This is a genomic window from Methylobacterium indicum (assembly GCF_017347565.1).
GTDB classification, from domain to species: Bacteria; Pseudomonadota; Alphaproteobacteria; order Rhizobiales; family Beijerinckiaceae; genus Methylobacterium; species Methylobacterium indicum.
Window position 1 is genome coordinate 3,016,964 of sequence record NZ_AP024145.1, and the last position, 12,404, is coordinate 3,029,367.

The following is a 12,404-nucleotide window of genomic DNA, read 5'->3' on the forward strand; positions in this document are numbered from 1 at the left end:
ATGCGCACCCCCTTCGCCACCTCCCGCGCCGCGGATCCCGTCCGGGCCGCCGGCGACGCGCCGGCGGGGACCGGTCTGGTGGTGATCCCGGCCGGGCGCGCCCGGTCGAACCACGCCGAGGTGGCGCGCAGCCTCGGCACCGCGATCATCGCCGGCCGCTATCCGGCGGGGGCCCGGCTGCCCGGGGACGGCGAGCTGCTCGCCGCCTTCGGGGTGTCGCGGCCGGTCCTGCGCGAGAGCGTCAAGACGCTCGCCGCCAAGGGGCTCCTGACCACCAAGGCCCGGGTCGGCACGGTGGTGCGCGAGCGCGCGGCCTGGAACATGTTCGACGCCGACGTGCTGGCCTGGCACCTGGAGGCCGGCATCGACCGGCGCTTCCTGCGCGACCTCGCGGAGATCCGCCTCGCCGTCGAGCCGGCGGCGGCGGCCTTGGCCGCCAAGCGCCGGGGCCCGGACGACCTCGCCGCCCTGGAGGCGGGCCTGGCGCGGATGCGCCGCGAGGCCTCGGATTCCGCCGGCTTCGCCGAGGGCGATCTCGCCCTCCACGTCGCGATCGCGGTCGCCTCCGGCAACCCGTTCATGCGCTCGATCGGCGGGGTGATCGAGGTGGCGTTGCGCGCCTCGTTCCAGCTCAGCGCCCCCGTCGAGGCGGCGGAGCGCGAGGCCACGCTTGCCGCCCACGCCGCCATCGTGGCGGCCATCGCCGACCGCGACCCGGCGGGCGCGGCGGAGGCCGTCCGCCGCGTCATCCATAACGGCCTGCGCCGCCACGGCGCCGCGGCCTGACCGAACCCCGGAGGAAACGCCATGACGACCGCACAGATGACGACCGCACAGATGGCTCCCGCGCCCCGCCCCTATCGCGGCGTCTTTCCGGTCGCCCCGACGATCTTCCACGAGGACGGCACCCTCGACCTCGACGGGCAGCGCCGGGCGATCGACTTCATGATCGAGGCGGGCTCCCACGGCCTGTGCATCCTCGCCAACTTCTCCGAGCAGTTCGTCCTCACCGATGCCGAGCGCGACGAGGTGATGACGGCGGTGCTCGCGCACGTCGCCGGCCGGGTGCCGGTGATCGTCACCACCACGCATTTCGCCACCCACATCTGCGCCGAGCGCTCGCGCCGCGCGCAGGAACTGGGGGCCGCCATGGTGATGATCATGCCGCCCTATCACGGGGCGACGATCCGGGTGACGGAGGCCGGCATCGAACGGTTCTTCCAGGCCGTCTCCGACGCGATCTCGATCCCGATCATGATCCAGGACGCGCCGGTCTCGGGCACCACCCTCTCGGCGGCCTTCCTGGCGCGGCTCGCCCGCGAGGTCGAGAACGTCTCGTACTTCAAGATCGAGACGGCGCAGGCGGCGGCCAAGCTGCGCACGCTGCTCGAACTCGGCGGCGACGCGATCGAGGGGCCGTGGGATGGCGAGGAGGCGATCACCCTGCTGGCCGACCTCGATGCCGGCGCCACCGGGGCGATGACCGGCGGCGGCTATCCCGACGGCATCCGCCAGATCCTCGACCCCTACCTCGCCGGGCGGCGCGACGAGGCGGTGCAGGCCTATGGCCGCTGGCTGCCGCTCATCAACTACGAGAACCGCCAGACCGGGCTCGCCGCCGCCAAGATCCTGATGAAGGAGGGCGGCATCATCCGCTCGGACGCCGTGCGCGCCCCGCTCGAGCTGCCCCACCCGGCGACCCGGGCCGGCCTGATCGAGATCGCCCGGAGCCTCGATGCGGCGGTGCTGCGCTGGGGGCGGTGACGGCGCCCGGGGGCTTTCCCGGCTGCGCCGCGGCGAGGGCGACCGCCCGGGCGGTTCGAGGGTGACCTTGAGTTCGGTCGGCCCGACCGGGCCGACAGCCTCCACCGTCATCCCGGGTTCTCGTCTTCGACGAGCCCCGGGATGACGGTGTGGGTATCGATTCCGTAGAGAATCGGAAGAGGACCTTGCCCGAGCCCCTACCCCGCCCGCGCGGTCGCTCCGTGCACCATGGCGACGACGCCGGCGCGCAGGAGGTCGTGCTTGGTCGGCAGGCCGGGGCCCGTCGGCAGCCGGCCGGCGGCGGCGAGCGTGGCGATGCCGTGGGAGAGCGCCCAGACCTCGAGGGCGACGAAGCGCGGATCGACGCCGGCCGAGAACCCGTCCGGGAAGGTCGTCCGCAGGGCCTCGACCAGGAGCTCGAAGGCGTCGCGGTCCCGCGGCGCCGGGGCCGGCTTGCAGCCGTCGGGGCCGACGGGCCGGGCCTCGAAGATCGCCGCGTAGTAGCCCGGCTCCTCCTCGGCGAAGGTCAGGTAGGCCTCGCCCATCCGGGTGAAGCGCTCGAGCGGCGTGCCGGGGCCGCGCAGGGCCCGGGCCAGACGCGCGGCCAGCTCGGTGAAGCCGCGCTCGGCCACCTCCTCCAGCAGCGCCTCGCGGCCGCGGAAGTGGCGGTAGAGCGCCGCCGGCGAGACGCCGACGAGGCGCGCCGCATCGACCAGGGTGAACCCGCCGATCCCCCGCTCCGCGATGAAGCGGCGCGCGGCCTCGATCAGCGCCTCCTTGAGGTTGCCGTGATGGTAGCCGCGCCGGTCGGACGGGTCGCTGCGCCAGGGTCGCACCGTGTCGTTACTCTCTGCCTTCGGCTCCCGCGGGGCCGACCCGAGAAGCCCATAGAGCATTTTCAGCCGGCGCGCCGCCCGAGACGGAACAGCGGCACATGGTCCGGCCGCACGGTCGTCGTCGCCACCGGCAGGACCGGCCGCTCGCCGTCGAGGGCGAGGCGGACGTCGCGCATCAGCCGCGCCAGGACCAGGGTCGCCTCGGCCAGCGCCAGCTGCGCCCCGATGCAGATCCGGGGACCGGCGCCGAAGGGCAGGTAGAGGAAGCGGTCCGGCTCCGGACGGTCGAGGAAGCGGCCGGGATCGAAGGCCGCCGGCCGGTCCCACCAGCGCGGGTTGCGGTGCAGGATCCAGGTCGGGATCATCACGATGCTGCCGGCCGGGATCGTGACGCCCTCGACCGTGCTCGCCTGCGCGGCGCGGCGCGCGATCACGTAGACCGGGGGATAGAGCCGCAGCGCCTCCTGCGCCACGGCGCGGGCGAGGCGAAGCTGCGGCAGGGAATCGGCGGCGCCCGCCTCGGTGAGGTCGAGGCCTGCCGCCTCCGCGGCGAGCGCATCCTGCACCGACGGCGCGCGGGCGAGCAGCGTGCAGGCCCAGAACAGGGTCGAGGCGGTGGTCTCGTGGCCGGCGACGATCAGCGTGCCGATCTCGTCGGCGAGCAGCCCGCCCGGGGCGTCGCCATGCGCCGCGTCGAGGAGGTCGAACAGGTCCCGCGGCGCGTCGTGGCGCGTCCCTTGCGCGCGCCGCGCCGCCAGCACCGCCCGCACGGTTGCCAGCCAGCGGCGGCGAAACAGCGCCCGGCGCGGGCTCGACGGGGTCGGCCAGCCCGGCGGCAGCAGGAAGTCAGAGATCGTCGGCCGGCCGAGCCGGCCGAGATAGCCCGAGATCAGGTCCCGGATCTCCGCCCCGAGGGGACCGGTCTCGAGGGAGAACATCGAGGTCGTGGCGATATCGAGGGCGACGCGCTGCATCTCGCCCCGCAGGTCGACGGAAGCGCCGAGGCCCGCCTCCAGCCGGCGGCAGGAATCCTCGGCGCTGCGGGCGACGAAGCGCAGCATGAGCGGCAGGGTGCGGGGCGTGAAGGCGGGGGCCAGCACCCGGCGCTGGTGGCGCCAGGCCTCGCCGTCGGCGAGCACCAGGCCGCGCCCGGCGATCGGCCCGAGCACCCGCCGGCCGGCGGGCAGGCGCACGAACTCGTCGGCGGCCGAGAGCAGGACATGGCGGGCGCCGGCCGGCGTCGAGAGCAGCACCATCCGGCCGCCGGGCAGCGGGATCGTCACCACCGGCGCGTCGAGGCAGGCGCGGGGAAACGCCTCCAGGGTGTTGCGCCGGAACGCGCCGAGAAGCCCGAGCCAGCCGACCCGCTCGGCGAGGTCCGGCACCGGCGGCGCGTGAGCCTCTGGGGCGGCCGTCAGGGTCACGGATGGGCGTCTCCGGTGGTCTCTCCCCGGAGGCTTACGCGACCGGCCCCGCTTCCGCCAATCCTTCCGGCAGCCCGAGATGCTCCGCGATCCGCTGGCCGATCGCGGCGAAGCCCATCCGGCCGAGGGGGCCGGGCGTCACGTCGGGCCCGAACAGCAGCACCGGCACCTGCTCGCGGGTGTGGTCGGTGCCGGTCCAGGTCGGGTCGTTGCCGTGGTCGGCGGTGACGAGGCAGAGATCGCCGGGCCCGAGCGCCGCCCGGATCTCCGGGATCCTGGCGTCGAAGCGTTCGAGCGCGGCGGCGTAGCCCGGCACGTCGCGGCGGTGGCCGTATTCGGTGTCGAACTCGACGAGGTTGGCGAAGACGAACCCGCCATCGGGCAGGCCGGTCAGCGCGTCGAGGGCCGCGGTCAGGCAGGCATCGTTGCCGCCGGGCTTGACCTCCCGGCCGGTCGCCCGGTGGGCGAAGATGTCGCCGATCTTGCCGACGCTCACCACCGTCCGTCCGGCGGCGTCGAGCCGGTCGAGCAGCGTGTCGGCGGGCGGCGGCACGGCGTAGTCGCGCCGGTTCGCGGTGCGGGTGAAGCCCGAGGTGTCGTCGCCGGTGAAGGGCCGGGCGATGACCCGACCGATCCGGTAGGGGTCGCACAGGCGCCGGGCGATGGCGCAGAGGGCATGGAGCCGGTCGAGCCCGAACGCCGCCTCGTGGGCGGCGATCTGAAAAACGCTGTCGACCGAGGTGTAGCAGATCGGCTTGCCCGTCCGGACGTGCTCGGCCCCCAGCTCGTCGATGATCGCCGTGCCGGCGGCGTGGCAATCCCCGAGGATGCCCGGCAGCCCGGCCTCCGCGATCAGCGCCTGCACCAGCTCGGGCGGGAAGGCCGGCCGCGTCGCCGGGAAGTGGCCCCAGGAAAAATCCACCGGCACGCCGGCGATCTCCCAATGACCCGACACCGTGTCCTTGCCTTGCGCGCTCTCGACCGCGTGGCCGTGAGCGCCCGCGATCGATCCGGCCGGCGCGAGGCCCGGCGGCATCCGGCCGCTCGCGCCTTGCGCGGCGAGGCCGAGGCCGAGGCCGGCGAGGTGGGGCAGGTGCAGGGGGCCGGCGCGCAAGGGCGCCCGGTCGCCGCGTCCCGCCGCGCAGGCCTCCGCGATATGGCCGAGCGTGTCGGCGCCCGTGTCGCCGAAGGCGGCGGCATCCGGCGCGCCGCCGATGCCGACGGAATCGAGGACGATGAGGAGCGCCCGGGTCATTCGCTCACCGCCCCGGCGGGGGCCGCCGCGAGGTCGAAGGCGGCGGCGAACAGGGCCCGGGTGTAGGCGGTGCGGGGCGCGGAAAAGATCTCGTCCGCCGCGCCCTCCTCCACCACCTGGCCGCCCTGCATCACCATCACCCGGTTGGCGAGCGCGCGGACCACCTTGAGGTCGTGGCTGATGAACAGGTAGCCGAGGCCGCGCCGGGCCTGGAGCTCGCGCAGGAGCTCGACGATCTGGGCCTGGACCGACATGTCCAGCGCCGAGGTCGGCTCGTCGAGGACGACGAAGCGCGGATCGAGCGCCATGGCGCGGGCGATCGCGATGCGCTGGCGCTGGCCGCCGGAGAATTCGTGGGGATAGCGGTCCATGGCGGCCGGATCGAGCCCGACATCGGCGAGCGCCCGGGCGACGATCTCCCGGCGCTCGGCGTCGCTGCGGCCCTTGCCCTGGACCTCGAGCCCCTCGGCGACGATCTCGGCCACCGACATCCGGGGCGAGAGCGAGCCGTAGGGGTCCTGGAACACCACCTGCATCTCGCGCCGCAGGGGCCGCATCGCGCCCGACGAGAGCCCGTCGATGCGCCGGCCGAGATAGACCACCGGCCCCTGCGAGGCGATGAGGCGCAGGATGGCGAGGCCGAGCGTGGTCTTGCCGGAGCCGGATTCGCCCACCACCCCGACGGTCTCGCCCTCGCGCACGCTCACGCTCACCCCGTCCACCGCCTTGACGTGGCCGGTGGTGCGCCGGAGGAGCCCGGTCTTGATCGGGAAATGCACCCGGATCGGCCCGGCCTCGACCAGGATCGGCGCCCCGTCCGGCACCGGGTTGCCGCGGCCCCGCGGCTCGGCGGCGAGCAGGCGCTTGGTGTAGTCGTGCTGCGGATCGGCAAAGACCTCCGCGACCGGGCCGGTCTCGACGATGCGGCCTTGCAGCATCACGCAGACCCGGTCGGCGACGCGGCGCACGATGCCGAGATCGTGGGTGATGAACAGCATCGCCATGCCGAGCCGCGATTTCAGGTCGGCGAGCAGCGACAGGATCTGGGCCTGGACGGTGACGTCGAGCGCCGTCGTCGGCTCGTCGGCCACCAGCAGGTCGGGCTCGCAGGCGAGCGCCATGGCGATCATCACCCGCTGGCGCTGCCCGCCGGAGAGTTCGTGCGGATAGGCGCCGAGCCGCCGCTCGGCGTCGCGGATGCCGACGAGGGTCAGAAGCTCGAGGGTGCGGGCGCGGGCCGCCTCGCCGCTCATTGGCTGATCCTTGCCCTTGTGCAGCCGCAACACCTCGCCGACCTGCTCGGCGATGCGGTGGAGCGGGTTCAAGGAGGTCATCGGCTCCTGGAACACCATGGTGATGTCGGCGCCGCGGATCCCGCGCATCTCCGGCTCGGAGAGGGTGAGGAGGTCGCGGTCCTTGAACAGGATCCGCCCCTCCGGCACCGCGCCGTCGACGAGGCGCAGGATCGAGAGCGCGGTCACCGACTTGCCGGAGCCCGATTCGCCGACGAGGGCCACGGTCTCCCCGGGCGCGATGGCGAAGGAGACGCGATCGACGGCGCGGGTCTCGCGCCCGCCCTGGCGGAAGGCGACGGAGAGGTCCTGGACGGAGAGGAGCGGGTCGGTCATCGGCTCGGATGTAGGGCGGCGGCGCGCCGGTGGACCGGTTTAGGCCATTCGCGGGCGGGCGGGAACCGGGGCGGTGGAGCGGTCCGGAAAAGGTAAATCGCCGGAAACCCCTCTCCCCGCGGGCGGGGAGAGGACTTCATCGACCTTGTCGTCGATGAAGTGAGCGGAGGCGCAGCCGAAGCGAGGGTGAGGGGGTGTCTCAGGATGAGGCTCCTCCGGCAACACCCCCTCACCCTCGCCCTTCGGGCTTCCTTCACCCCCGACGAGGGGGGCGAAGGCCTCTCCCCGCCCGCGGGGAGAGGAGAGAACCCGAGCTTTATTGGTCTCGACACAGATCGGGCGGACCCCCTCTCACTCATCCACCCGCGGCGCCTGGCCGCTGTCGATCGGCAGGGGCTGGAACTGCTTCAATTCTTCGCCGGACGGCAGGCTCCGGGTGTCCCAGCCGCCGCCGATCGCGCCGATCAGCGACACCGCGGTGGTGAAGCGGTTGAGCCGGACCTGGAGCGCCGTGACCTCGTTGTTGAGTTCCAGCGCCTGGGCGGTGACGACGGTGGTGTAGTTCTGGGTGCCGGCCCGGTACTCGTTGAGCGCGATCTCGACCGCCCGGCGCGAGGATTGCACCGCGAGGTCCTGCGCGCCCTGCTGGCGGGCGAGGATGCGCTGGCCGGCGAGGCCGTTCTCGACCTGCTGGAAGGCGGTGAGCACGGTCTGGCGGTAATTGGCGACCGCCGCGTCGTAGGCCGCCTCGACGGCCTGGAGGGCGGCGGTGCGGGCGCCGCCGTCGAACAGCACCTGGCTGCCGGAGGCCGCCACCGACCAGAACGTGTTGGCGGCCGAGAAGAAGGTGCGGGCCGGATCGCCCGCGATGCCGCCGCTCGCCGACAGGGTGACGGTGGGATAGAACGCCGCGACCGCCACGCCGATCTGGGCGCTCTGGGCCTGCACGGTCCGCTCGGCCAGCGCCACGTCGGGCCGGCGCTCCAGCAGGTCGGAGGGCAGCTTGACCGGCACGGCGGGCGGGCTCGACGGCAGGCTGCCGCGGGCGAGCGACACCTCGGAGGGCGGGCGGCCGATCAGGGTCGCGATGGCGTGTTCGAGGTTCGCCCGTTGCAGCCCGACCGCGATGGCGTTGGCCTGGGTGGTCTGGAGCTGGGTCTGGGCGGTGATGACGTCGGAGCGGGCGGCGACGCCGGCAGCGTACTGGTTCTGCGCGATGTCGAGCGAGCGCTGGTAGGCCTGGGCGGTGCGCTCGAGCAGGCGCTGCAAGGATTCCTGGTAGCGCAGCTGGTAATAGGCGGTCGCGAGCTGCGTCTGCAAGGCGAGGCGCACCGAGGCGATGTCGGCGGCGCTGGCCTGGGCGGCGGCGACGTCGCTCTCGATCGTGCGGCGGACGCGGCCGAACAGGTCGGGCTCCCAGGTCGCCGAGCCTTGCAGCGTCAGGACCGTGCGCTCGACCCCGCCGGTGCTGGCGCGGCTGATCGAGGGGGCGCCGAGCGCCGTCGGGAACAGCTGGGCGCGGGCCTCCTGCACCAGGGCGCGGGCCTGCCGGTAGGCGGCGACCTGGGCGCGCAGGTTCTGGTTGTCGACGTCGATCAGGCGGATCAGCCGGTCGAGGGTCGGGTCGCGAAAGACCCGCCACCAGTCGCCGCGGTCGATCTCGTCCCGGGGCCGGATCGGCCGCCAGTTGCGCGGCGGCATCGGTCGGGCGCCGCCCTCCTTGAAGGCGGGCGGGGTCTCGACGGTGGGGCGGGAATAGTCGGGGCCGACGAGGCAGCCGGCGAGGGCCAGGGGAAGGACGATCGCCGCCGCGAGGTACGAGGCGCCGCCCATGACCCTCCCCCCTCTGCGAAGGGCTGTTTGAAAAAAAGTATAGCGCAAGAAATCTCCTCTCCCCGCGGGCGGGGAGAGGACTTCATCGACCTTGTCGTCGATGAAGTGAGCGCAGGCGTAGCCGGAGCGAGGGTGAGGGGGTCTCGACCAGTGAGACTCCTCCGGAAATACCCCCTCACCCTCGCCCTGCGGGCTTCCTTCACCCCCGACAAGGGGGGTGAAGGCCTCTCCCCGCCCGCGGGGAGAGGGGAAACCCGCGCCGTTTCCGTTCCCCGGACACTCCCCCGCAGAGGGGGGCGGGTTCGGCGAGGCGGCATCGATCTGGGCAATGAAATCGGTGGAGAAGGTCATTCGGCCGGCAGCGCCCGCGTGGCGGAGCCCCGGCGGCGACCGACCCAGAGCCGGAACCGGTCGAGGTACAGGTAGACGACGGGGGTGGTGTAGAGGGTCAGGATCTGGCTCACGATCAGGCCGCCCACGATGGCGATGCCGAGGGGACGGCGCAGCTCCGAGCCCTCGCCGCCGTCGAAGATCAGCGGCAGCGCGCCGAGCAGCGCGGCCAGGGTTGTCATCATGATCGGGCGGAAGCGCAAGAGGCAGGCTTCGCGGATCGACTCCCGCGGGCTCAAGGACCGGGTGCGCTCGGCGTCGAGCGCGAAGTCGATCATCATGATGGCGTTCTTCTTCACGATGCCGATGAGCAGGATGACGGCGATGAGCGCGATCACCCCGAACTCCTCGCCTGCCAGCATCAGGGCGAGGATCGCCCCGATCCCCGCCGAGGGCAGGGTGGAGAGGATGGTGAGCGGATGCACCCAGCTCTCGTACAGGATGCCGAGCACCGCGTAGACCGCGAGCAGGGCCGCCAGGATCAGCAGCGGCTGGCGCGAGGACGAGGACTGGAAGCTCTTGGCCGCACCGGCGAATTCCCCGTGGATGGTGGCGGGCATCCGCAGGTCGCGCATATGCGCGTCGATCGCCGCGGTGGCGTCGCTCAGGCTCTTGCCGGGAGCCAGATTGAACGACAGCGTGGTGGCGACGAACAGCCCCTGGTGGCTGACCTGGACCGGGGTCGAGCCGGTGTCGAAGCTCGCGAAGGCCGAGAGCGGCACCATCGTCTCCTTGGCGCTGCTGACGGCCGCGCTCGACGAGGCGCTGGAGCGGCCGGACGACGCGATGGCGTTGGTGGCGGCGTTGCGGGCCGAATCGGTCGCCACCGCGGCGGCGCTGGTCGCGTCCGTGCTCGCCGTGGCGGCGCTGGCGACGGTCCCGGCGACCGCGTTGGTGGTGGCCGAGCCGCGGGCTCGCGCGCCCGAGGTCGAGACGTAGATCATCTTCAGCGTCTCGGGGTTGTCGAGGTAGCGCGGCGCGATCTCCATCACGACGTGGTACTGGTTCAGCGGGTTGTAGATCGTCGAGACCTGGCGCTGGCCGAAGGCGTCGTAGAGGGTGTTGTCGATCTGGTCCGGGGTCAGGCCGTAGCGGAAGGCGGTCGGCCGGTCGATGACGAGGCGCGTCTCCAGGCCGCCCTGCTGCTGGTCCGAGGTCACGTCGGTGAAGGTCGGGTCCTTCTGCAAGGCTTCCAGCAGTTTCGGGGTCCAGGTGTAGAGTTCCTCGCTGGTGTCGCCCTGCAGCGTGTACTGGTACTGCGAGAAGCTCTGGCGCCCGCCGACGGAAAAGTCCTGGCGCGGAAACAGGTAGAGCCGGGCGCCGGGAATCGCGGCGAGCTTCGGCCGCAGGCGGGTCATCACGTCGCTGATCGGGTCGCGCTGGCCGAGGGGTTTGAGGCCCACGAACACGTTGGCCGAGTTGGTGCCGCGCCCGCCGGTGAAGCCGACGACGCTCTCCACCGCCGGATCGGCCTGGACGATGGCGGTGGCGCGCCGGAGCTTGGCGCTCATCGCCTGGAACGAGATGCGCTGGTCGGCCTGGATGCCGCCGATCATCTGGCCGGTATCCTGCTGGGGAAAGAACCCCTTCGGCACGATCACGTAGAGATAGACGTTGAGCACCACCGCGCCGAGTAGCACCAGCATCACGATGACGCCGTGGCGGAGCGCCCAGTCGAGGGTGACGCGATAGCCCGACAGAAGGCCCGAGAACGCCCCTTCGAGGATCCGCGCCACCGGGCCCGGCCGGGCGCCGTGCATCTCGGGCTTGAGGAAGCGCGCGCACATCATCGGCGTGGTGGTGAGCGAGACGACCAGCGAGATCAGGATCGCCAACGACAGGACGACGGCGAATTCCTGGAAGAACCGCCCGATGATGCCGCCTGCCAGCAGGATCGGCAGGAAGACCGCGATCAGCGACAGGCTCATCGACAGGACCGTGAACCCGACCTCGCGGGCCCCGAGCAACGCCGCCTCGACCCGCGAGCGCCCGTCCTCGATGTGGCGCTGGATATTTTCCAGCACCACGATCGCGTCGTCGACGACGAAGCCCGCCGCGATGATCAGCGCCATCAGCGAGATGTTGTCGAGGCTGTAGCTGCACAGCCACATGGCGGCGAAGGTGCCCACCAGCGAGATCGGCACGGCGACGGCCGGGATCAGCGTCGCGCGGGCGGAGCGCAGGAAGCCGAACACCACCAGGATGACGAGGCCGACCGAGATGATCAGCGTGCGCTCGGCCTCCGCCAATGACGCCCGGATGGTGAGCGAGCGGTCGCCGGTGACGATCAGTTCGGTATCGCCCGGGAGCGCCGCCTTGAGCTGCGGCAGCGCCTCCTTCAGCCGGTCGATGGTCTCGACCACGTTGCCGCCGGGCTGCTTGTAGACGATCAGGAGCACGCCGCGCCGGCCGTTGACGAGGCCGAGGTTGCGCCGGTCCTCGACGCCGTCGACCACCTGGCCGACGTCGCGCAGGCGCACGCCGGCCCCGTTGCGGTAGGCCACCACGATGTCCTGGTAGTCGGCGGCCTTGCGGCCCTGGTCGTTGGCGTAGAGCTGGTAGCGCCGCTCGCCGGCCTCGATCGCGCCTTTCGGCGAGTTGGCGTTGGCGCTGGCGAGCGCCGCGCGGATGCCCTCGAGCCCGATGCCGTAATGGAACAGGGCGTTCGGATCGAGCTCGACCCGCACCGCCGGCAGCGACGAGCCGCCGATGTCGACGTTGCCGATCCCTTCGAGCTGCGACAGCTTCTGGGCGAGCACCGTCGCGGCGGAATCGTAGAGCGCGCCGGGGCTCAGCGTCTTCGAGGTCAGGCCGAGGATCAGGATCGGCGCATCGGCCGGGTTGAACTTGCGGTAAGTGGGGTTGGTGCGGAGCGCGGTCGGCAGGTCGGCCCGCGCGGCGTTGATCGCCGCCTGCACGTCGCGGGCGGCGCCGTTGATGTCCCGGTCGAGCCCGAATTGCAGCACGATCCGGGTCTGCCCGACGGAACTCGTCGAGGTCATCTGGTCGACATCGGCGATCTGGCCGAGCCGCCGTTCGAGCGGCGCGGCCACGGTCGTCGCCATGGTGTCGGGGCTGGCGCCGGGCATCGAGGCCTGGACCAGGATGGTCGGGAAATCGATCTGCGGCAGCGGCGCCACCGGCAGCCGCACGAAGGCGAACAGCCCGGCGAGCAGCACGCCGAGGGTGAGGAGCGTGGTGGCGACCGGGCGCAGGATGAAGGGGGCGGAGAGGTTCACGGGCGGGCCCCGGGGGCTCGACGCAGGCTTTCCCC

Annotated in this window: 8 protein-coding genes; 2 read left to right on the plus strand and 6 right to left on the minus strand. The window is 72.5% G+C overall.

The genetic code is table 11. The features are described from left to right. Complete coding sequence (locus miv_RS14160; protein WP_207183215.1) at positions 1-786, plus strand: FadR/GntR family transcriptional regulator; 786 nt, start codon at positions 1-3, stop codon at positions 784-786. A gap of 21 nt (positions 787-807) precedes the next feature. Then, positions 808-1,764 (plus strand): dihydrodipicolinate synthase family protein, encoded by a 957-nt coding sequence (locus tag miv_RS14165; protein ID WP_244749004.1) that lies wholly within the window; start codon positions 808-810, stop codon positions 1,762-1,764. A gap of 197 nt (positions 1,765-1,961) precedes the next feature. Here the strand turns inward: miv_RS14165 and miv_RS14170 are convergent, their stop codons facing one another. The 6 genes from miv_RS14170 to miv_RS14195 form a co-directional block, all read right to left on the minus strand. Then, a complete protein-coding gene (locus tag miv_RS14170; RefSeq protein WP_207183216.1) occupies positions 1,962-2,600 on the minus strand; it encodes a TetR/AcrR family transcriptional regulator in 639 nt (212 codons plus the stop codon). Positions 2,601-2,662: 62 nt separating this feature from the next. Then, positions 2,663-4,024 (minus strand): cytochrome P450, encoded by a 1,362-nt coding sequence (locus tag miv_RS14175; RefSeq protein WP_207183217.1) that lies wholly within the window; start codon positions 4,022-4,024, stop codon positions 2,663-2,665. A 34-nt stretch (positions 4,025-4,058) separates the two neighbouring features. Then, positions 4,059-5,279, minus strand: a complete 1,221-nt coding sequence (locus tag miv_RS14180) for a phosphopentomutase (RefSeq protein ID WP_207183218.1) — start codon at positions 5,277-5,279, stop codon at positions 4,059-4,061. After that, positions 5,276-6,907 (minus strand): ABC transporter ATP-binding protein, encoded by a 1,632-nt coding sequence (locus miv_RS14185; protein WP_207183219.1) that lies wholly within the window; start codon positions 6,905-6,907, stop codon positions 5,276-5,278. Before miv_RS14185 ends, miv_RS14180 begins: the two co-directional genes overlap by 4 nt. A gap of 351 nt (positions 6,908-7,258) precedes the next feature. Continuing rightward, on the minus strand, positions 7,259-8,740 hold the full coding sequence (locus miv_RS14190) for an efflux transporter outer membrane subunit (RefSeq protein WP_207183220.1): 1,482 nt from the start codon (positions 8,738-8,740) through the stop codon (positions 7,259-7,261). Between the two features lie 347 nt (positions 8,741-9,087). Further along, positions 9,088-12,369 (minus strand): efflux RND transporter permease subunit, encoded by a 3,282-nt coding sequence (locus tag miv_RS14195; RefSeq protein ID WP_207183221.1) that lies wholly within the window; start codon positions 12,367-12,369, stop codon positions 9,088-9,090. Between the last annotated feature and the right edge of the window lie 35 nt (positions 12,370-12,404).